General features: G+C 70.0%; 15 protein-coding genes. 8 read left to right on the top strand and 7 right to left on the bottom strand.

Features of this window, described 5'->3' with window-relative positions:
• Nucleotides 1-2: 2 nt before the first annotated feature.
• Nucleotides 3-2,333, top strand: a complete 2,331-nt coding sequence (locus WME76_RS47910) for a peptidylprolyl isomerase (protein ID WP_437962909.1) — start codon at nucleotides 3-5, stop codon at nucleotides 2,331-2,333.
• A 184-nt stretch (nucleotides 2,334-2,517) separates the two neighbouring features.
• Nucleotides 2,518-3,642 carry a glycosyltransferase family 2 protein gene (locus WME76_RS47905; RefSeq protein WP_437962908.1) on the top strand — a complete coding sequence of 375 codons (1,125 nt, stop codon included), beginning with the start codon at nucleotides 2,518-2,520 and terminating at the stop codon, nucleotides 3,640-3,642.
• Between the two features lie 115 nt (nucleotides 3,643-3,757).
• Here the strand turns inward: WME76_RS47905 and WME76_RS47900 are convergent, their stop codons facing one another.
• From WME76_RS47900 to WME76_RS47890, 3 genes are all read right to left on the bottom strand, one after another.
• A complete protein-coding gene (locus WME76_RS47900; RefSeq protein WP_437962907.1) occupies nucleotides 3,758-4,519 on the bottom strand; it encodes a YdcF family protein in 762 nt (253 codons plus the stop codon).
• 153 nt (nucleotides 4,520-4,672) lie between these two features.
• On the bottom strand, nucleotides 4,673-6,310 hold the full coding sequence (locus WME76_RS47895) for an MYXO-CTERM sorting domain-containing protein (RefSeq protein ID WP_437962906.1): 1,638 nt from the start codon (nucleotides 6,308-6,310) through the stop codon (nucleotides 4,673-4,675).
• Between the two features lie 302 nt (nucleotides 6,311-6,612).
• On the bottom strand, nucleotides 6,613-7,848 hold the full coding sequence (locus WME76_RS47890) for a PQQ-dependent sugar dehydrogenase (RefSeq protein WP_437962905.1): 1,236 nt from the start codon (nucleotides 7,846-7,848) through the stop codon (nucleotides 6,613-6,615).
• Nucleotides 7,849-8,234: 386 nt separating this feature from the next.
• On the opposite strand from WME76_RS47890, the gene WME76_RS47885 reads away from it, so the two are divergent.
• The 3 genes from WME76_RS47885 to WME76_RS47875 are packed head-to-tail and all read left to right on the top strand — an operon-like array spanning nucleotide 8,235 to nucleotide 11,185.
• On the top strand, nucleotides 8,235-8,891 hold the full coding sequence (locus tag WME76_RS47885; RefSeq protein ID WP_437962904.1) for an EboA domain-containing protein: 657 nt from the start codon (nucleotides 8,235-8,237) through the stop codon (nucleotides 8,889-8,891).
• 23 nt (nucleotides 8,892-8,914) lie between these two features.
• Complete coding sequence (locus WME76_RS47880) at nucleotides 8,915-9,799, top strand: TatD family hydrolase (RefSeq protein ID WP_437962903.1); 885 nt, start codon at nucleotides 8,915-8,917, stop codon at nucleotides 9,797-9,799.
• 12 nt (nucleotides 9,800-9,811) lie between these two features.
• Nucleotides 9,812-11,185 carry an alkaline phosphatase family protein gene (locus WME76_RS47875; RefSeq protein ID WP_437962902.1) on the top strand — a complete coding sequence of 458 codons (1,374 nt, stop codon included), beginning with the start codon at nucleotides 9,812-9,814 and terminating at the stop codon, nucleotides 11,183-11,185.
• 59 nt (nucleotides 11,186-11,244) lie between these two features.
• On the opposite strand, the gene WME76_RS47870 is transcribed toward WME76_RS47875, so the two are convergent.
• The 4 genes from WME76_RS47870 to WME76_RS47855 all read right to left on the bottom strand — a co-directional run bounded on the left by WME76_RS47870 (nucleotide 11,245) and on the right by WME76_RS47855 (nucleotide 16,489).
• Nucleotides 11,245-12,603, bottom strand: coding sequence for a hypothetical protein (locus WME76_RS47870; RefSeq protein WP_437962901.1), 1,359 nt, complete (start codon nucleotides 12,601-12,603; stop codon nucleotides 11,245-11,247).
• A 369-nt stretch (nucleotides 12,604-12,972) separates the two neighbouring features.
• On the bottom strand, nucleotides 12,973-13,860 hold the full coding sequence (locus tag WME76_RS47865) for a UbiA family prenyltransferase (protein WP_437962900.1): 888 nt from the start codon (nucleotides 13,858-13,860) through the stop codon (nucleotides 12,973-12,975).
• Nucleotides 13,857-15,272 (bottom strand): metabolite traffic protein EboE, encoded by a 1,416-nt coding sequence (eboE, locus tag WME76_RS47860; protein WP_437962899.1) that lies wholly within the window; start codon nucleotides 15,270-15,272, stop codon nucleotides 13,857-13,859. The genes WME76_RS47865 and eboE overlap by 4 nt, the downstream gene beginning before the upstream one ends.
• A complete protein-coding gene (locus WME76_RS47855) occupies nucleotides 15,269-16,489 on the bottom strand; it encodes a 3-dehydroquinate synthase (protein WP_437962898.1) in 1,221 nt (406 codons plus the stop codon). The genes eboE and WME76_RS47855 overlap by 4 nt, the downstream gene beginning before the upstream one ends.
• A 254-nt stretch (nucleotides 16,490-16,743) precedes the next feature.
• Between WME76_RS47855 and WME76_RS47850 the strand changes: the two genes are divergently transcribed.
• From WME76_RS47850 to WME76_RS47840, 3 genes are all read left to right on the top strand, one after another.
• On the top strand, nucleotides 16,744-17,352 hold the full coding sequence (locus WME76_RS47850; RefSeq protein WP_437962897.1) for a polysaccharide biosynthesis/export family protein: 609 nt from the start codon (nucleotides 16,744-16,746) through the stop codon (nucleotides 17,350-17,352).
• A gap of 2 nt (nucleotides 17,353-17,354) precedes the next feature.
• On the top strand, nucleotides 17,355-18,836 hold the full coding sequence (locus tag WME76_RS47845) for an oligosaccharide flippase family protein (protein WP_437962896.1): 1,482 nt from the start codon (nucleotides 17,355-17,357) through the stop codon (nucleotides 18,834-18,836).
• Between the two features lie 196 nt (nucleotides 18,837-19,032).
• Nucleotides 19,033-20,367 (top strand): nucleotide sugar dehydrogenase, encoded by a 1,335-nt coding sequence (locus tag WME76_RS47840; RefSeq protein ID WP_437962895.1) that lies wholly within the window; start codon nucleotides 19,033-19,035, stop codon nucleotides 20,365-20,367.
• Nucleotides 20,368-20,626 lie beyond the last annotated feature (259 nt).

The following is a 20,626-nucleotide window of genomic DNA, read 5'->3' as shown; positions in this document are numbered from 1 at the left end:
TCATGCCGCGAAGGCGCTCCTCCTCTCTCCTCGCGCTGCTCGCGCTGTCCCAGCCCCTCGCCGCCTGCGACGGGCAGCCGGCGTCCGGCCCCGCGCCCGACGCGGGCAGCTCTGCGGCGGCTCCGGCCGCCGCCGGCGCGGCGCAGGATCGGCTCGGCGCCCTCCTCGCCGCCGAGCAGCGCCGCGCCGCCCTGGAGGTGAGCCCCGCCGACCAGCAGAGCCGCGACGTCGACGTGCGGCGCGCCGCCGCGCGCGCGCTCGCGCGCATCGGCGGCGACGCGGCGCGGCCCGGGCTCGTGCGGGCGCTCGCCGACGAGGACGACGAGGTGATCGCGTGGGCCGCGTACGGCCTCGGGTCCTCTTGCAAGGAGCACGAGGGCGAGACGGTCTCGATGCTCGTCGCGCGTGCTCTTGCCCGCGACGCCGGCCCGGGCCTGTCGGCCGCACCGAGCGCCGCCTCCGCGGGACCTCCGCGGCTCGACGCGGGCGGCGCGCTCGCGCGAGCCATCGGGCGGTGCGGCGCCGAGGCGTCCGAGCCGACGCTGGTCGCGTGGCTCGAGGGGCCGCGCGAGCGCGCGGTCCACGCGGCGTACGCGCTCGGCGATCTCGCGGCGATCAAGCTCAAGCTGCGGGAGGAGACGCTCGTCGCGCTGCTCAACCTCGCCTCGGGCAGCGCGGCCAGCCCGCCGGTGCCAGAGGCGCTCTACCCGATCGGGCGGCTCGAGCACGTCCCGCTCACGGTCATCCCGCGGATCCGCGACGTCGCCGCCGCGCGGCTCGCGGAGGCGGGCGACGCGCGGCTCTTCGCGGTGCGCGCGCTCGGCAGGGGAGGGGAGGCGGCCGTCGGCGAGCTCGCCCGCGTGCTCACCACGCGCGGCGTGTTCTCCGCGAGCGAGCGCGCCGAGGCCGCGCGCGCGCTGAAGCGGCTCGGCGCGCCCGGCCAGCGCGCGCTCGCCGACGCGGTCGCCTCGCTCGTCCCGAGCGCGGACCCGATCGCGCTCACGGGCCTCGTGAGCGAGGACTTCGGCGCGCTGCTCACCGCGCTCGAGGCGCTCGGCGCGGCGGGCGCCGCGCGCAAGCCGCTCCGCGACCTCGCCGCCCTGCCGCCGCCGCCGAGCGCGCCCGCGGCGATCCTCCGCCGCGTCGCGTGGCTCCGCTGCGGCGCGGCCAGGCTCCTCGCGGGCGAGAACTTCCGCGATCCGCTGCTGCTCGGCTGCGACGTCACGGCGCCGGACGACCCGGAGAGCAAGCCGGACGCCGGCGCGCCGGTGCGCGGCTCGATCGGCGCGCGGGCGGTCGTCGAGGTGATCGGCCGCGGCGCCATCACGGGCGCGCGGCTCGCCGCGTTCCGCGCCTACGCCGGGTCGGGGGATCTGCGCGCGCGGGAGGCCGCGATCGAGCTCATCGCCTCGCACGAGGAGATCGCCGGGGCGCCCGAGCTGCTCGCGAAGGCGCTGGCTGCAGAGGCGCCGGGCCTCGTCGCCGCCGCGGCCGAGGTGATCGCGCGCCAGCCGCAGCGCGCGTCGGAGGCCCCGGGGCAGGGGAAGCGCAAGCGCAGGGCGGGGCGCGAGGGGAAGGACGCTCCCGCCGCGGTGACGTCGCCGGCGATCGAGGCCGCGCTGATCGCGATCCTCGATCGCCCCGCCGCGCGCGACGACCCGGAGCTGATCGGCGCTGTCATCGACGCGGCGGGGGCGCTCGCGCTGAGGCCGGCCGAGGCCCGCCTCGAGGAGCTCTGCAGGTCGAGCTACCCCACGACGCGGGCGCGCGCGGGTACGGCGCTCGGCGTGCTCAGGGGCCGCAAGGTCGCGTGCGACGCCGGGCTGCCGGGCGACGCGGGCGCCGCGGGGCGGCCGCTCGTCGCGCCGCCGGTCGGCGAGGTGCCGTCCGAGGCGTCCGCGCTCGTGCGCGAGCCGGCGGTGCTGACGTTCGACACGGACGCCGGCGAGCTCACGATGACGCTCGACCCTGCGCTGGCGCCGATCGCGGTGACCCGCTTCGTCGACCTCGCGCGCCTGGGATACTACGACGGCAAGATCGTGCACCGCGTGGTGCCCGGCTTCGTCACCCAGTTCGGCGCGCCGTTCGGCGACGGCGCCGGAGGTCCTGCCGGCAGGCCGGCGCTCCGCTGCGAGACGTCGCCGGTGCCGTTCGAGCCGCTCCGCGTCGGCGTCGCCCTCGCCGGCCGCGACACCGGATCGAGCCAGCTCTTCGTCATGCACGCGCGCGCGCCGCACCTCGACGGACAGTACGCGGCCGTCGGCGCCGCCGCCGGGCCGTGGGCGGCGCTCGTGGATGGAGACGTCATCCGGAGCGTGAAGGTGCGGAACTGATCGCGTGCGGCGCGCGCGTGTCGCGCCGCACGCGCCACGCGTGGCGCGCCATGCGGTGACGAACGTGCGACATGCGTCGCGCGGCGTGCGGCGTGCGGCGCGCAGGCGGCGTGGACCGCTCTGCCGCGGCGGGGGCATCCATGTCGATTGACAACCGCCCCCGACCGGCGCTTTACAGTTTAGCGTGGTAATTGCCTCCTTTTTGGCCGTGGCGGTGCTCGTGTACACCTACTTCGGGTACCCGGTCGTTATCGGCGTGCTCGCGCGGCTGTGGCCGGCGCAGCGGAAGGAGGATCCGGGCTACCTGCCGACCGTGACGGCGTGCATCCCCGTCTACAACGCGGCGTCGTACCTTCCGGCGAAGGTCGAGAGCCTCTTCGCGCTCGACTATCCCAGCGACAAGCTGGAGGTCCTGCTCTACTCCGACGGCTCGACCGACGACACGGTGCTCGTGGCCCGGCAGCTCGCCGAGCGCGATCCGCGGGTGAAGGTGATCGTGAGCGATGCGCGGCGCGGGAAGCCGATCGGCGTGAACACGATGCTCGGCGTCGCGACGGGCGAGGTGTTGCTGATGACCGATGTCCGCCAGCCCCTCGTGCCCGGCGCGCTGCGGGCGCTCGTGCGGCTGCTGGCCGACCCCAACGCGGGCTGCGTCTCCGGCAACCTCGTCCTGAAGGGCTCGGCGGGCTCTGGGGCTTACTGGCGTTACGAGAACTGGATCCGCCTCCAGGAGGGGCGGTTCCGGAGCATGGTGGGGGTGACCGGTCCCATCTACGCGATCCGGCGCGCCGACATGGGCCAGCTCCCGGAGGGCGTCATCCTCGATGACATGTGGGTGCCGATGCGGCTCCGCCTCGAGGGCCGCGCGATCCTCTTCGCGCAGGACGCGATCGCGTACGACGACGCCTTCGGCGACGAGCGCGAGTTCGGCCGCAAGGTGCGCACGCTCGCGGGCAACTACCAGCTCTTCTCGCTGCTGCCGGCGCTCCTCGTTCCGTTCAGGAACCCGTCCTGGTTCGAGGTCTTCTCGCACAAGCTGCTTCGCCTCGTGTGCCCCTGGGCGCTCGTCGCGCTGCTGATCACGTCGACCGTCGCCTGGCTCGGCGCCGAGACCAGCGGCGACGTGTCGTGGACGCTCTACGCGACGCGCGCGCTGTTCGGGGGTCAGGCGGCGTTCTATCTGCTCGCCGTGCTCGGGGGCGCCGCGGGCAAGCTCGGCGCGCTCGCGCGCACCTTCGTGGTGCTCAACGCGGCGGCGGTGGTCGGCCTGTGGCGTTTCCTCCGCGGGTCGCAGAAGGTCACCTGGTAGCGCGAGGGCGCGAGGGCGCTCGGCGGCGCGAGGGCGCTCGACGGCGCGAGGGCGCGCGAGGACGCGACGGCAGCGAATGCGCGACGTCGTGAGCGCGGAGCCGTGACCTCGCCGGTCACGGCTCGATCAGACCGACGAGCTCGTGGACGACGCGCTGCGATCGGTAGAGAGCGAGCGACGACGGGAACAGCCGCTCGACGCCGTCCGGCGGCAGCGACTGGAACCTGACCGGCGCGGGGAGGACGTCGAGGCCTGCGCGCTCGAACATACGGAGCGACCGCCGCATGTGCAGCGCGCTCGTCACGACCACCGCTTTCTCGGCCGAGAGCCCGCGGGCGATCCGGGCCGAGTGGATGGCGTTCTCGCGGGTGTCGCGCGACTCGGTCTCCAGGATGATCTTCTTCCTGGGCACGCCCAGCTCGACGAGCAGGTCGGCCATGCTGCCGGCGAGCTCGGTGGGCGCGCGCTGGACGTCCCGTCCCGAGATGATCACGTGGCCGAAGCCGTGCTCGCGGTAGACGCGCACGGCGCCGAGGCTGCGCTCGAGGCCAGCCGCCGACTGCCGTTCCATGGCGGGCTCGCCGAACTCGTCGGCGTCGATCCCGGCGGTGAGGATGATCAGGACCCGCCGCTCGGGCGGGGTCCCGGCGAGGTTTGCGCGCAGGTCCCTCGGCGGCGTGCTGATCCGACGCGCGAGCGAGCTCGAGACCCAGGGCATGGAGAGCAGCCACAGCGCGAGCCAGGCGCTCCACGCGAGGGTTCGGCCGACCTTCGACCGGCGCGCGCGGTAGCTCCAGTCGCCGCCGGAGAGCGCGAGGCCGAGCCCCGTGGCGACGAGGATCAGGAACAGGGGATCGACGAGGCGGGAGATGGGCAAGGCGAGGCTCGCCGTGGGGCGCTCGGTACGTGTCTATGCTGGCGCCGGGCAGCGAGGCGAGCGAAAAACGTCGCGCGAGGACGCGGGACGGACGCGCTCAGGGCCTCGCCCGTGTCCCGGGCGAGGCATCCTCTTCATCTGGTGGGTTGATGCTCAACGCGGCCGGTGCGCTCGCCGGCGCCGGGCAGCGGCGGAGGCGAGGGCGAGCCCTGCGAGGGCTGCGGGCAGCCACCGGTCGTGGCCGTGGCCGGGCGTCCGGCAGCCGCATCCGCCGTCGTCGCGGGCTCCGTCGGCGGCGCCGCCGGTCGGGTTCCCGCCGACGCCGTCTCCACCGCTGCCACCGTCACCGCCGCCGCTGCTGCTGCTGCCGGTCGTGTCGGGCGGAGCTCCCAGATCGATCGGCGCGTCCTCGCTTGCGACGAGGATGGGCGGCGCCTCGCCGGTCTCCTCGTAGATGGCCATGAGCTCTTCTCCCTTGTTGTCCGTGACGTTCGCGGATCGCAGGAACTCGACGTACTCTCTGATCATCGACTGGTAGTAGACGCGCGCCGAGAGCGTCTGGGCGCCGAAGGCGTCGGCCGGCACGGTGAGCGTGAACCTCGCCTCGTCGTGGTTGCGGTATCCGCCGTTCCCGTCGCTGAAGTCGATCTCCTGGCTCGGCTGGGTGGTCTGCGACGGCACGAAGCCCTTCGGCGGGATACGGGTGTCCGAGATGATCATGTCGTGGAGCGCGAGGTGGTCCCCCTTCTCGCCGGCGCCCGCCTCGCTGTTCCACCGCCCGTGCACCGCCCGGTACTCGTGGGTCGCCGGCGCGTGCTGGATCTCGCCCGTATCGGCGTCGTAGCCGCCGATCAGCGGCCGCTCGACCCCGGCCTCATCGACGAGGAACACGGCGATCCAGGCGCGCCGGCTGTCCGCGTAGCCCGTCGGGAACTTGTGACCGGTGAGGTTCTCGACGCGCACGGCGACGGTGATCTCGCCCCCGGGTTCAGCCTGCTCGGGGGCCTCCACGAGCGTGACCGAGGCGGCGGAGGCGAGGCTCTCGAGGGTGCGGTCCAGCGCGAGCTGGAAGGAGGTGGCGCGCTCCGCGGCGCGGGTCGGGTCGGCCGCCATGACGGCCTGGATCCCCCAGTGATTGCCGCCGACGATCAGGTGGTCGCGCGGGTCGGTGCGGAGCGGCGCGTTGTCGGCGACGGTCCACTCCCCGGCCTTCCTGCGCATGTGGCAGTCGATGCAGCTCTTCTCGCTCGGCTTACCATCGCCGAAGTCGCTGGAGGCCCACTCCTCGTAGGTCGTGTCGAGAGGGAACTCGATGTTCGTGTCCTGCCCGCTCGCGTCGCGCAGCATCACTTCCGGGTTCGTGACCTGGTGACATTGGCCACAAAACCGGGAGTCGGCGAGCATGGGGGCCTGCTCGCCGACGTGAGACCTGGAGGCAATGTTCTCGTAAGGGCCGTACATGACGGGTGTGTTGATGAACCCAGCGGCCTCCGGTGAGTGATCGAAGACGAGCTGCGCATTCCCGAGGAAGTACGACTCAGTGTCATCGGGGCCCTTGGTCGGCAGCGCGCGGTGGCAGACGTTGCAGCTGACGCCTTGGCCGTCGACGACCACGCCGTCGCCGCCGGCATCGGCGTCGAATCCCGAGCCGTCCGGAGGTGTCGCCCTCCCATTCAGGAAGCCGATCGGTGAGTGGCAGCGCAGACAGAAGGTGCCGATCCCCGCGGCGTCCTGGTTCGCGATCGTCAGGGCCGCCTTGAAGACGGGATCGCGCCAAGCATTGGCCATCATGGTGCCTGCCCATGTGTCCATGGGCATGTAATCCCGAGCGTCCTCGGATTCTGCTAGATGGCAGCCGTCGCAGCGCTCGGCGGTGCCGAGGTTGTTCGGTTGTGGCATGTCGCTCGGCGTGGTGCCCTGGAGGTCATCGATCCCGGCCGCTGCCTCATGGCTTAGCAGCCCGATCGCGAGCGCCCAACCTGCCGCCAATTTGAAGGTTCTCTGCATGGATCAAGTCCAGACTTGTCAAGCTGCGCTTCAGGAATGTTACCAGCGATGACCCATCGCGCGCGTCCCTAGGGACGCGGTGCAATCTATTCCGGATCGATCCGGAAGACGCTCCCTCCATAGGAGACGACGTACAGCTCGCCGGCTGCGTCCTCGCCGAAAGAAGCCAGACCCTGGATGGTGCTCTCGGAAGCGAGGTCCTGGCTGAGCGAGCTGCTGGGCTCGATGAGGCTGTCCTTCCAGGTGAGCATCCAGATCCTGTCGGTGGCGAAATCGCCGAACAGGTATTTGCCGCGAAGCGCGGGGATCCTGCTGCCACGGTAGACGTATCCGCCGGTCACTGAACCGTCGCCGCGGTTGTGATCGTAAGAGTGGACGGGCGGCGTGATCGTCGGCGACGTGCACCCCGGCGGCTCGTCTGCCTTGAGGCAGGTGCTCCCTTCGGTGACGCTCCATCCGTAGTTCTTGTTGCCCTGGCCGCGCGGCTCGATGTTGATCTCCTCGAAGAGTCGTCCGCCGACGTCGCCGATGTACAGATCACCTCTGCAGCGATCGAAGGTGAAGCGCCACGGGTTGCGCAAGCCGTAATCCCATACGTCCGGATCTCCACCGGTGAGATTGCCGTCCGGGGGCGTCGGATACCCGTCGACGTCGATGCGCAGGATCTTGGCGTATTTGACGCTGATGTTCTGGCCGTTGTTGTTCGGGTCCGGATTGCTGCTATCGCCGCCTCCGTCACCGACGCCGATGTAGAGCATGCCGTCGGGGCCGAAGGCGAGCATCCCGCCGTTGTGATTGCCCACGAGCACCGGTATCGAGAAGAACTCGCGTTGTGACTGCGGGTCCGCTTGATCCGGGTTGCCCGTCGAGCGCCTGTACTCCCGGAGGACCAGCGTGCGTGACCTCGTGTTGAAATAGACGAAGAATCTGCCGTTCTCCGCGTAGTCCGGATGAAACGCGAGCCCGAGGAGCCCTCGTTCGTCGTCGTTGCCGGGGGTTTGATAGACTTCCGCGGCGATATCGAGGAACGGAGCGCTCTGCACCGCGCCGCCGCTGACCAGGCGGATCTTTCCACGCTGCTCCACCACGTAGAGCCGGCTGGCGTCTTCCGGCTCGCTCGTCGCGAACAGAGGAAGCTCGAAGCCGCTCGCTACTTCCGTGAGCTTGAGCGGCGGCACGGTCCCGCCCGGCTCGTCGCAGTCGATGGTCCCGTGCCCACCGGCGCCAGTCCCGGTCGCAGGGCCGGCTCCGGTTCCGCTGGTCCCGCTGGTCCCGCTGGTCCCACTGGTCCCGCTGGTGCTCGATCCCGATCCGCTGCTCACCGGCGCGCCCGTCGACGCGCCGCCCCCGGAGCCCGGTCCGCCGGGACCGGATCCTCCACCGCCGCCTCCTCCCCCGCCAGCTCCGGTCTCGCTGCCCCCGCAGCCATTCAGGGTGACGCCCAGCCCAAGGAGGGCGGCTGCGATCGGCATGAAAGACAAAAGGAAACGCTTCTGGTCCATCATGCCGTAGGAGGCTATCCGAACAGCGCGCCCCTTGGTATAACTTTCCACCGCTTGGCGCCGCGTCTCCGCCCTGCCAGAAGCATCCGGAACCGGCGGGCGCGACTACAATGCAAGACCCTTCCCTACTGTTGCTCGAGATCCTGTCGCGCCGGATTCCGCCGGCCGCTGCATCCTGGTTGGAGCGCGTCGAGGCGGTGACTGGTGTGCGTCAGGGGGCAGAGCGCGCCGCATCGACGCACGACGCGTCTGCCTGGTTCGATCGCGACCGCTTCCTGGCGACGTTCACCGCGGCGGCGCGCGCGTTAGGGAAGGCGCCGCTCGTCCTTCAAGCGGACGAGCGGGACGCCCTGAAGGCTGCCGGCGTGTCTGCGGCGATCGACGGCTGGCGGCTCGATGAACTCGGCCGGGCAACGATGATCGCGCTGGTTTCGAGGGACCTGCCCGCATCGGATCTCGATCCGCTGCTGTGGGCCTGTTACCAGCAGGGCGACAGCCGGGAGCGGCAGGCGCTCCTGCGGGCCTTGCCGTTCGTGACCGGCGCGGAGCGCTTCGTCCCCCTCGCGGTGGATGCTTGCCGTACGAACGAGCTGCCCGCCTTCGAGGCGATCGCCTGCGAGAATCCTTACCCGGCGGCTCACTTTCCGGATCTCAATTTCAATCAGATGGTCCTCAAGGCCATGTTCATGGGCGTGGCGCTCGCCCGGATCGTCGGGCTGGAGCAGCGGCGATCGAGCGAGCTCGCCAGGATGGCGGAGGACTTCGCGAGCGAACGGAGGGCGGCTGGCCGGAGCGTCCCGGCCGACATCGGCCTGCTCTCCCTGGAGCACGAGCACGAGCGCGCGACGCGGATCCCCGAGTGAGGCCGCGCGAGTCGGAGGGACCAGTGAAGCTATTCGATCCTCATATCCACATGACATCGCGAACGACGGACGACTACCAGGCGATGGCCGCCGCGGGCATCGTCGCCGTCCTCGAGCCCGCTTTCTGGCTCGGCCAGCCGAGGACACACGTCGGCACGTTCGAGGACTACTTCGCGTCCCTGCTCGGCTGGGAGCGCTTCCGGGCCAGCCAGTTCGGCATCCGCCACCTCTGCACGCTGGCGCTCAACCCGAAGGAGGCCAACAACCCCCGCGTGGCGCAGGGCGTGATCGACCTCTTGCCGCGCTACCTCGACAAGGAGGGCGTGGTCGCTGTCGGGGAGATCGGGTTCGATGACATGACGCCCGAGGAGGAGAAGTACTTCGTCCAGCAGGTCGAGCTCGCGAGAGAGCACGATCTTCCTATCCTCGTGCACACGCCGCACCGCGACAAGAAGCGCGGCACCGAGCGGACGCTGGCTCTCGTGCGGGAGCTTCGGTTCCCGGAAGAGCGCGTGCTTGTCGACCACAACAACGAGGAAACGCTGCCGCTCGTGCTCGCGACCGGCTGCTGGGCCGGTCACTCCATCTACCCGAACACCAAGATGGACGAGGACCGGATGGTCGCGCTGGTCAAGAAGTATGGCGCGGAGCGGATCCTGATCAACAGCGCGGCGGATTGGGGCGTGAGCGATCCCCTGAAGGTGCCGAAGACGGCGGCGCGGATGCGCGAGAACGGGATCGCCGACGAGGTGATCGAGCGGATCGTGTGGAAGAACCCGCTCGCCTTCTTTGCCCAGAGCGGTCGCCTCGATCTGACCGAGTTCGGCGAGACGCCCGCCGTGGATCAGCGCGCGCTGTTCGAGGGCAATTCGGTCTTGCGGGGGCAGACCCCCGTCGTGCAGAGCTGAACGAGCAGACCCATGCACCGCACCGTCGTCCTCAACGTCGTAGGGCTCACCGGCGAGCTCCTCGGCGACGCCACGCCGAACCTGCAGCGGCTCGCTCGGGAAGGCGCCATGCGTCCCCTGCAGACCGTGCTGCCAGCGGTCACGTGCACGGTCCAGTCGACCTTCGCGACAGGCCTCCTCCCGAGCGGTCACGGCTGCGTCGCGAACGGCTGGTACTTTCGCGATATCGCCGAGGTGAACCTGTGGCGCCAGGCGAACCAGCTCGTGGCGGGAGAGAAGATCTGGGAGGCTGCGCGCCGGCGCGACCCGACGTTCACCTGTGCCAAGCTGTTCTGGTGGTACAACATGTACAGCTCGGCCGACTACGCGGTGACGCCGAGGCCGATCTACTGGGCGGACGGGCTCAAGCTGCCGGACATCTACACGGAGCCGGCGTCGCTGCGCGATGAGCTCGTATTCCGGCTGGGTGAGTTCCCTCTGTTCAACTTCTGGGGGCCGAACGCGGACATCCGATCGACGGAGTGGATCGCGCGGTGCGCGCGCCACGTGTATGACACGCGACGGCCAACGTTGACGTTGGTCTACCTCCCGCATCTCGACTACAACCTGCAACGGCTGGGGCCGGATCACCCCGAGATCAAGAATGACCTCCGCGCCGTCGACGCTGTCTGCGGCGAGCTCATCGAGCATGTGCAGAAGGACGGGGCGCGCGTGATCGTCCTGTCCGAGTACGGCATCACGCGCGTGTCCGGGGCAGTGCACATCAACCGAACGCTCCGAGAGCAGGGGCTACTGCGCGTTCGTGTTGAACGTGGGCTCGAGAAGCTTGACGCCGGCGCGTCCGAGGCATTTGCCGTGGCAGACCACCAGGTGGCGCATGTCTACGTGCGTCGTCCGGAGAGGATCCAGGAGGTGAAGGCGCTCCTCGAAGGGCTGCCCGGGGTGGACTTCGTTCTCGACGCTGAAGGCAAGCGTGCTTCCGGGCTGGATCATGCGCGGTCGGGCGAGCTTGTCGCGGTCTCACGAGAGGACCGATGGTTCAGCTACTATTACTGGCTTGATGATGAGAAAGCCCCAGAGTTCGCGAGGACCGTCGACATCCATCGCAAGCCAGGGTACGATCCTGTCGAGCTCTTTGCTGATCCCGAGCTACGCTTCCTGCCAGCCAGCGTAGGCTGGCGGCTCCTCAAGAAGAAGCTCGGGCTACGCTATCTGATGGACGTGGTCCCGCTCGATACGGCACTGGTGAACGGATCTCACGGGCGCGTGAGCGAGCGTCTGGATCGAGGGCCGCTGGCCATTTCCAGTTGTGGTTCGCTGCTGCCAGATGAGCGTGTTCTTGCCGTCGATGTCAGCAGGATCGTGCTCGATCATCTCTTTGACTGATGCTCGTACCCGCGATTTCGTGCAGCAGTCCCACGTGGTCGGCATGATGTGACGTGATGCTAGATTCCAAGCCTCGCGAGGAACAGAGCGTCAGCCTCTGCCTCCAACGTGCCCGTCTCGAAGTCAATCCCGCTAGAAAATGAGCCTGTAACGACGATCTCGTTGCTCGGGTCTGTCTCGACAGCGACGCCGAACGAAATTCCGTGGGCTCCGTAGGATTTCGCCCAGAGCGTGTTCCCTGACGCATCGAGCTTGAGCACCCATGGAGACGGAAGCTCGTAATGTTCCAGGATCTCGTGGTCCACCCTCAGCTCTTCGGCGAACTCGCCGATGAGTACAAGGTTGTTGGAGCTGTCAGCGCTGATGCCGGCTATCGCGTTGTGGCCGGTTCCTTCGAAGTCGCGGCTCCATCTGTGGTCTCCCGACGTGTCGAACTGCGCGACAAAGAAGGCGGTGTGTCCTTCCGGTGACGTGAGGATCCGGTCGTCTCCGAATTCGATGCTTTCGCCGTAGTTTCCCGTCGTCGAGATGTTTCCCAGCGTGTCGACGTCCAGCGCAGACGGATGGCCGTTCGCGAAGCTATGGCTCCAGGCGGGGGTGCCGTCTCTGTCGAGCTTGGCCAGGAACATTCCGGAGCCATCGAGCTCCGGCAGGTCGCCGAAGGTGATCGCAGCCCGGTGCTCGCCAGTGATGATGACGTTCTCGCCTCGGTCGACGGCAACGTCGATCAACGCGTCATCGTCGGAGCTGCCGAGCTTCCGCACCCATCCTCCTTGCTCGGCGCTCGTGGAGCCTGTGCTCCCGTCGAGCTTGGCGACGTACATGTCCAGCGTGTTCGCGGGAACCGATACGAGGGTTGTGTCGTCGAGCTCGATGTTGCCCCTGAACGTCCCTGCAATGATGACGTCCCCGTGCGGGGTGCTCTTGATCTTCGGACGAACAGTCCTGACAAACTCCTCGAACGTGCGTTCGTTGATGGGGTTCGCTGGGAAGCTGCGGCTCCAGGCGTGCTTTCCGCTGTTGCTGAATTTTGCAACGAAGACACCAGGACCGACGTCGAAGCCGCCGAAGTTGATCGTGCCGCTGCTGACGCCAGTCACGATGACGTTGCCGGAGGCGTCCACGCTCACGGATGTCGCTTCCTGAGCCGCTGCGTCGCCGAACGTGTGACTCCAGAGATGATTTCCGGATCGGTCAAAGGCGGCGACGAACGCGTCTGCTTCGCCGGCGCTCGCGAGTGGCTCAGCGCCGAACTGTATGGACTCGAAGAAACGGCCTGCTGCGATGATACTCCCTTCTTTGTCCGTCGCCAGGGAGTGGGCGACTGCTTCCTTGCCGAAGGACTGTGCCCACAAGGTGCAGTCGAACCCATCGCAATTTTCATCCTCGTCGAACGCGCAGCTCTCCTGGTCAGGCAATTTTTCGTTCTTGCACGCGCCCCACGCGCTTCCATCGCCATTGCAGGTCCGTAGGCCAGATCTGCACGATCCGACGTCTGCCGTGTCTTCCGGGCCGCTATAGCATTGCTCCATCGTCCTGGGAGTACATACGCTCGCGCTGTCGTCCCCGCCTGGGCCCTGAGCCCCCGAGCCGGAGGCGTCTTCGAAGTCGTCAAGGCCGAGGACGAGCGCGCATCCGGACCCTGCGAAGATGAGCGCAAGGAGACCAGCCTGAAAGCTTCGAGCGCGATGTGACATGATGGAACTTTTCTCCGGTGGATCGAGATGTTGTATCCCGGTCTTGATCAAAGATGAGGCTGGCTGAGCTGCCGACCCAGATGCCCGTCCTCACGTCCCCCTGACCACCCGCTGCATCGCCAGCGTCAGCGGGAACCCCAGCATCGCCAGCGCCGCCGCGCCGCCGGCCCCCGGCGCGCCCGTCCTCGCGATGAGCACCGCGTCGAGCAGCGAGATCCCCGCGATGAGCGTCACCACGGCGCGCGGGATCCGGTCCTTCCGCGTCCCACGGAGCAGCCCGACCGCGTGGATCACGCAGCCGACGAGCGCCCCGTAGGCGACGATCCCCGTCATCCCCGTGAGCGGCGTCCCCATCGTATAGAGAAACGGCACCGCCATGAAGCCGAGCGCCCACAGGCTGCGGGCCGCCAGCAGGTTCTCCTGCTTCGCGATCGCCGTCAGGCCGATCAGGTAAAACAGCAGCGCCATCCCCCCGCCGAACAGCGCGATCCCGAGCTGCCCCCCGGCCGCGAGCGCCGCCGTCACATAGGCCAGCACGCGGCACAGCCCCATGAGCGCCGGGCTCAGCGGATTGCCCTTGTGCCAGGCGTCGTACAGCACGATCGCCCCCGCGAGCAGCGCGCTCGCCACGGCCGGCGCGGCGCCCCGGCTCTCCGCGTACCCATGGCCGCCGACGATCAGCACCCCCGCGCCGAGCAAGCCATACCCTACCGCGAACACCTCGCGGGCGCTCACGAGGCCGGACGGGATCGGCCGCTCCGGGCGCTCGCGCGCGTCGATCTCCCGATCGAAGGCGTCGTTCAGGAACATCCCACCCACGTACATCAGCGACACCGCCAGCCCCACGAGCGCCACCTCGCGGGCGCGCAGGCCGGCCCCCGACAGGGCCATGCCGCAAAGCACGTTCGTCCAGACCGTTGGCAGGTTCGAGACGCGGCCGAGCCGCAGATACACCCGCGCGCGTGACGTCATCGTCATGCTCCTCCTCCGCCAGCCGCACCGACTCCAGCGCCGACGCCATCGCCCGCGCCCGATCCGCCCCGCACCATCCGCTCCTCCACCCAGCGGAGCTCCCTCGACACCGCCTCGACCACACCCCCGCGCCGCTGGTCCTCCGGAAGGACATCCCAGGTGTAGGTCTCGACCTCGAGGTGCTGCGTCGCTGGCTGCTCGCTCAGGTGCGACAGCAGCGCCGCCAGCTCCGGTTGCGTCGTCCCGAGCGCGCCCTCGATCCCCCGGAAGACCGGCACATGGAAGTGGACGCGCCACTCCTCCGGCCTCGACCCCGGCGGCGCCGCCGGCGCGCCCTCGAGCGCGGCCAGCGCCTCGGGCAGATCCAGGTAGCGAACGAGCTCGCCCCCGCCGCCGCCCGCGCCCCCGCCGCCGCCCGCGCCCCCGCGCCGCTCGACCACCTGGTGCAGGTACACGACGTCCTCCGCATACGCGCGCAGCCTCGACATCGTCGCCGGATCGCGCTCCGCCACGCGCGCGCGCAGGCCGGCGCTGATCTGCACCTTGTGCACGCCGATGCCCGCCGCGCGGAGCGCCGCGAGCGACGCGGGCGCGTCCTCGAACTCCACCGCCATGTGGCACGCGTCGAAGCAGAGGCCGAGGTGCGCCCGCAGCGCCTCCTCCGCGTCCGGAAGGCTCATGCCGGTCAGCGCCGCGAGCTCCCGCGCGCGCTCCCGCGCGAACACGCGCTCGGTGAAGAAGGCGATCGCCTCGGGCGTCGTCTCGAGGAAGCAGCACGGCTCCGGCTCGAGCGCCAGCGCGATCCGCTTGCCCGTGCGGCGGTGAACGTCGACGAGGTGCGCGGCGTGCCTCACCAGCCGCCGCGCCATCGCCTCGGCGTCGTCGGGCGCGCGCACCCGCGGCCGGAAGGCGCCGGGGACGGTGCTCACGCTGCCCATCAGGCCCTCCTGGGCCGGCAGCAGCGCGGCCAGGAGCGTCGCCAGGCGATCGCTGTACGCGAGGCGCTCGTCGTCGAGCCAGTCGGGCAGGTACACGCGCTCCTTCACCGGCGCGCCGTGGAACCGGCCATAGGGGAAGCCGTTCAGCGTGAACACGTAGAGGCCGTTCCGCGCGAGGAAATCGCGGAACGCCTCGAGCTCCGCCGGCGCGGCGAGCTCCGCGGCCGCCCTCGCCGAGAGCCGCAGCCCCACCCCGCACCGCGGGCGCTCGACGCCGCCGCCCGCCCCTCCGCCACCTGCGCCGCGTCCGCCGACCGCGCCCCCTCCGTCGCGCGGCGCGCCTCCCCCGCCGCCGGCCGCGCGCGACCAGATCGCGAGCAGGTGCGTCTCCAGGCTCTGCTTCACCTCCGCCCACGTCTCGCCCGGGTGGATGTTGGTGCAGTACGTGAGGTGCGGCGCCCCCGCGCACGCGAGCCTCACGACCGCGCCGCTCCCGCCGCGCCGGCCGCCGCGTGCGTCCCCCGCCTCCCGGCGCGCTCGCGCAGCCGCGCGATCGCCGCGACGATGTGCCGCTCCTCCATCGCGTGCACCTCCCGCGCGCGCCCGACGTCCTCGAGCAGCGTCACCGTGAGCTCGCCCCCGAGGTGCTCGCGGAACTCGTCGAGCCCATCGAGCACGCAGAGCCGCTCGCCCCGCTCACCGCCCCCGCGCGTGAGCGCGAGCGCGTCGTCCCACAGCGCGAAGCCGAGCGCCTCGAGCGTCGAGAGCACCGCGGCCGCCGTCGCCTCGCTGCAGAGCCCGGCCAGCTCGGCGTAGACGGTGTCGATCGCGATCCCGATCGCGACCGCCTCCCCGTGACGCAGCCGGTGCCTCGTGAGCGACTCCAGCTTGTGCGCAGCCCAGTGCCCGAAATCGAGCGGCCGCGCGCTCCCGAGCTCGAACGGGTCGCCCGCGGTCGCGATGTGCTGGAGGTGGATCTCCGCCGACCGACGCACCAGCGCCGCGAGCGGCGCGAGCGACCCCGACGCGAGCGCGGGCGCATGCTCGGTCAGCCACGAGAACAGCCGCGCGTCCCGGATGAGCGCGACCTTCACGGCCTCCGCCATCCCGGCCACCTTGTCGCGCAAGGACAGCGTCTCCAGGAAGCGCGGATCGATGAGCACCGCGAACGGCGGCGCGAACGTGCCGAGCAGGTTCTTCTTCCCGAACGCGTTGACGCCGTTCTTCACGCCGACCCCCGAGTCGGCCTGGGCGAGCACCGTCGTCGGGATCCGCACCACCCGCACGCCCCGGTGCACCGTCGCCGCCGCGTAGCCGGCCATGTCGAGCACCGCGCCGCCCCCGACGATCATCACGAACGACTGCCGATCCATCCCGAGCGCGTCGAGCCGCGCCTGCAGCGCCGCCGTCGCCGCGCCGTCGTTCTTCGACGCCTCTCCGCCAGGGACCACGATCGGCTCGGCCACGAGCGAGAGCCGCTCCGCGCGCGCGCCGACGTACCGCGCGATGTCCTCCGCGATGGACGGCCAGGCCGCGGCCACGCCGCCGTCGATCACCGGCAGCACCCGGTGCCGCCGGCGCGGCTCCCTCGCGGCGATCGCGGACGCGAGATCGTCGTTGCTCGGCGAGAAGACGCCCTCCGTGAAATAGACAGGGTACTCGAAGGGGACCGCGATCCGTTGGAGATGAAGCAGCATCAAAGCCGAGCTTTCAGAGCGACCATCGGGCCGTCAAGCCGGTTCCTCGCGAGGATCCCGCGCCTTGTCGCGGGATGAAAACTTCCCCTTGGCGGCGGACGGCCTTCCTGCAATGCTGGCGCCGCTCGGTGAGAACCGCGCAACCGCGCGGCCGTACCGCCGAGATCGCCACGATCGAAACCCCGTACTGCCTGACTTCCTCCTCGATGCAGACGCCTATGGAAGGCACAGCCCGTCCCACGAAACGGTCGTTCATGAGAGGAACGCTTGTGGCTGCGGCAGGGCTCGCGCTCGCCGCGCTCTCCGCCGGGTGCTCGCCCACGTACATCTACAATCCGGCGAACTACGCGAAGGAACACGACCCGCGTAAGCACGAGTACGTGATCGGGGTCGGCGACCAGCTCCGGGTCAACGTCTGGCGCATGTCCGACCTGTCGAGCGACGCGCTCGTCCGGGCCGACGGCGTCATCACGATGCCGCTCATCGGCGACGTCTTCGTCTCCGGCAAGACCCCGACCCAGGTGCGCGAGGAGCTGAAGAAGCGGCTCTCGGAGTTCGTGAAGGACGAGACCGCCGTGATCACCGTCGCCGTGACCGGGATCAACAGCTACCGGTTCGTGGTCAGCGGCAACGTCGCGCGCGCCGGCATCTACGCCTCGAACTACTTCGTCTCCGTCTCCGAGGCGCTCGCGCTCGCCGGCGGCCCCAACCAGTTCGCCTCGACGGACCAGATCCTGCTCATCCGCATGGATAGCCCCGGGAAGTTCCGGCACATCCCCGTCAATTACGACGATATCGCCTCGCGGAAGCGGCCTGAGCAGGACCTCGTGCTCAAGGCGGGCGATACCGTCTTCGTGCCCTGATCGTGGCCGGCTCCTCCGCGCTCGCCCGCAAGGCCGTCCTTGGCGCGGTCTGGACGATCGCGACGGGTCTCGGCTCGCGCGTGCTCGGCCTGATAGGCACCCTCGTGCTCACCCGGTTCATCGCGCCGGATGTGTACGGCGAGGTCTCGGCCGCCTCCGTCGTCATCATGACGGCGCATTTCCTTTCGAGCCTCGGCATCGGGCAGTACATCGCGTCGCGGCCGAACCTCGACCGCCAGATGCTCTTCAACGCGACAGTCTACTTCCACGCGGCGGGGGTGGTCGCCATCGGCCTCATCTACCTCCTGCGGGAGCCGATCGCGGTGCACCTCGTCGGCGCGCCGGGGATGCTCGAGTTCATGCCCGGGCTGATCCTCGCGATGTTCATCGACCGGCTCTGGTACGTCCCCGACCGCCTGCTCATCCGCGAGATGCAGTTCCGGAGCGTCAGCCTCCGCAACGCGGCCGGCGAGCTCACCTACACCGCGGCGTCGGTCGTCCTCGCGATGCGCGGCTGGGGCGGGAACGCCATCGTCGTCGCCACGCTCCTGCGCGCTGTCGTGCGCGTGGTCACCACGGTCCCGGCCGTGAAGCTCGCGGAATGGCTCACGCCGAGCCCCCTCTCGCGCGAGAAGGCGCGCGAGCTGTTCGCCTTCGGCATCCCGCTGAACTTCGGATCGCTGGCGAACTTCGGGGCGTCCAAGTGGGACAACCTCGTCATGATCCGCCTCTTCGGCGAGCACGTCGGCGGCCTCTACAACCTCGCGTGGAACCTCGCCGACATCCCGGCCTCCCAGGTCGGCGAGCGCATCGGCGACGTGCTCGTCCCGTCGTTCTCGAAGCTCGAGCCGGAGCAGCGCAAGACCGCGCTCGTCCGCGCGCTCACGCTGCTGTCGCTCCTCATCTTCCCGCTCGCGGTCGGCCTCGGCGCGGTCGCCCCGACGATCCTCGACGACACCTTCTTCAACGAGGCCTGGGAGCCGGCCGGCCCGCTCCTCGCCGTGCTGTCGGCGCTCGGCGTCACCCGCCCGATCGGCTGGGTCATGTCCTCCTACATGCAGGTCTACGGCCGCACGCGGACGATCATGATCCTCGAGTGGCTCAAGGTCGGCGCGATCATCGGCGGCATCGCGCTGCTCGGATCGTTCGGCGGCGTGCTCTGGGCCTGCGCCGGGGTCGGCGTGGCGTTCGGGGTGCACGCTCTGGCGAGCCTCTGGGTCGTCCAGCGCGCCGACGGCGTCCCCTACATGCGCCTGCTGCGCCCGCTGATCCGCCCGCTGATCGCCTGCCTGCCCATGGTCGTGGCCGTGCTCGCCGTGCGCTACGGCGTGCGGCAGCTCGGGCCCCTGCCGCGCGGGTTCCGCCTGGGCGCCGAGGTGGTCGCGGGCGGTCTGGTCTTCATCGCGTCCGCGCTGTTCATCGCGCGGCAAGCGTCGCGCGACTTCCTCCAGCTCGCCCGCGAAGCGGTGCGCCGCCGCCGCTGAGGTGTTTCCCGATGCTGAGGTGTTTCCCGACGTCACCGGCCCACCTCCATCAGCGGGACCGCTCCCCGACGGCGCCGGAGATCCGCTTCGACACTCGAGCGAATTTTGGGGTCCTGTGGTAGCGTCGGGCCCCTCTCTTCGAACATGGGTCGGGATCCGCGTGGCGGTTCCCCTCCACCACTGGAGATAAACGGAAATGGCAGAGACGCATCCCGCTGCGGTCGAGAGCCTCCTGGCGAAGATCACCTCACGCGAAGCCCAGGTGGGCATCATCGGCATGGGTTATGTCGGCCTGCCGCTGGCGCTCACGTTCATCGAGAAAGGCTTCCGCGTGCTGGGCTTCGACGTTGACCCCGAGAAGGTCACCGCGCTCGGCGAGGGGAAGAGCTACATCAAGCACCTCGATCCTGCGCGCGTGGCGGCGGCATCCAAGACGGGTCGATTCGAGGCGACGGCGGACTTCGCGCGGCTCAACGAGCCCGACGCCATCCTCATCTGCGTCCCCACCCCGCTCACGGCCCAGCGGGAGCCCGACATGAGCTACGTCGTCGGCTCCTCGCAGAAGATCAAGGAGCGGCTGCGCAAGGGGCAGCTCGTCGTGCTCGAGTCCACCACGTACCCCGGCACGACCGACGAGCTCGTGAAGGGCATCCTCGAGCAGTCGGGCCTGCGCATGGGCGAGGACTTCTACCTCGCGTTCTCGCCCGAGCGCGAGGACCCGGGCAACCGGGATCACAGCACAGCGACGATCCCGAAGGTCGTCGGCGGCGTCGACCGCGCCTCGCTGGCCCTGGCGCAGGCGCTCTATTCGCAGGCGATCGCGCGCACCGTGGCGGTCTCCTCCGCCCGCGCGGCCGAGGCGGCGAAGCTGACCGAGAACATCTTCCGCGCGATCAACATCGCCCTCGTGAACGAGCTCAAGGTGGTCTACGACTCCATGGGCATCGACGTCTGGGAGGTGCTCGACGCCGCCTCGACCAAGCCGTTCGGCTTCATGCGGTTCAACCCGGGCCCGGGCTGGGGCGGTCACTGCATTCCGCTCGACCCGTTCTACCTCGCCTGGAAGGCGCGCGAGTACGGCGTGTCGACGAAGTTCATCGAGCTCGCCGGCGAGGTGAACGTCGAGATGCCGCACTACGTCGTCAACAAGCTCCAGCTCGCGTTGAACGATCGCGGCAAGGCGCTCAAGGGCACGAAGGTCCTGCTCCTCGGCGTCGCCTACAAGAAGGACATCGACGATCCGCGCGAGAGCCCTGCGTTCGAGATCATCGAGCTCCTCCGCCGCCTCGGCGCCGTGCTCAGCTTCCACGACCCGCACGTGCCCAAGCTGCCGCGCATGCGCACCTGGCCGCACCTGCCGGAGCTCTCGTCCCTGCCGCTCAACGAGGACACCCTCAAGGGCCACGACGCGGTCCTGCTCGTCACCGACCACTCGGTGGTCGACTACGACCTGGTGCTCAAGCACGCCGCCCTGATCGTCGACACCCGCGGCGTCTACCGCGCGGAGAACCAGAAGGTCATCAAGGCGTAGGGGAGGGCGCCCGCGCGGCGCCTTCTGCCCACCTGCACGGCGCGCTCCCGTCCGCCGCGCGCGCGCAAAGGTGGCGCGGCGCGGCGCGGGCGGCGCGTGCCGGTCCTCGCGACCGCGGGCCGCCCCACGCCGCGCGTCGGCTGCCTCGCCCGCAGCACCGCGATGTGTCGCGAAATACCCGCGCTGTGGGCGGCGCTCGGCGGGGCTGCTCGCGCCGCGCCTTCTGGTTACAGGTCACGGACGAGGCGCTTTCCGCGGT

Source organism: Sorangium sp. So ce119 (assembly GCF_051524405.1).
Lineage (GTDB): Bacteria > Myxococcota_A > Polyangia > Polyangiales > Polyangiaceae > Sorangium > Sorangium cellulosum_G.
This window is presented reverse-complemented; position numbering and strand designations above follow the sequence as displayed.

What these genes read in the sequence shown, in the direction of transcription:
- WME76_RS47910 (WP_437962909.1), top strand. Translation starts at nt 3, where the DNA reads ATGCCGCGAAGGCGCTCCTCCTCTCTCCTCGCGCTGCTCGCGCTGTCC.
- WME76_RS47895 (WP_437962906.1), bottom strand. Translation starts at nt 6,310, where the DNA reads ATGATGGCCAATGCTTGGCGCGATCCCGTCTTCAAGGCGGCCCTGACG.
- WME76_RS47875 (WP_437962902.1), top strand. Translation starts at nt 9,812, where the DNA reads ATGCACCGCACCGTCGTCCTCAACGTCGTAGGGCTCACCGGCGAGCTC.
- WME76_RS47865 (WP_437962900.1), bottom strand. Translation starts at nt 13,860, where the DNA reads ATGACGATGACGTCACGCGCGCGGGTGTATCTGCGGCTCGGCCGCGTC.
- WME76_RS47855 (WP_437962898.1), bottom strand. Translation starts at nt 16,489, where the DNA reads ATGCTGCTTCATCTCCAACGGATCGCGGTCCCCTTCGAGTACCCTGTC.
- WME76_RS47850 (WP_437962897.1), top strand. Translation starts at nt 16,744, where the DNA reads ATGAGAGGAACGCTTGTGGCTGCGGCAGGGCTCGCGCTCGCCGCGCTC.
- WME76_RS47840 (WP_437962895.1), top strand. Translation starts at nt 19,033, where the DNA reads ATGGCAGAGACGCATCCCGCTGCGGTCGAGAGCCTCCTGGCGAAGATC.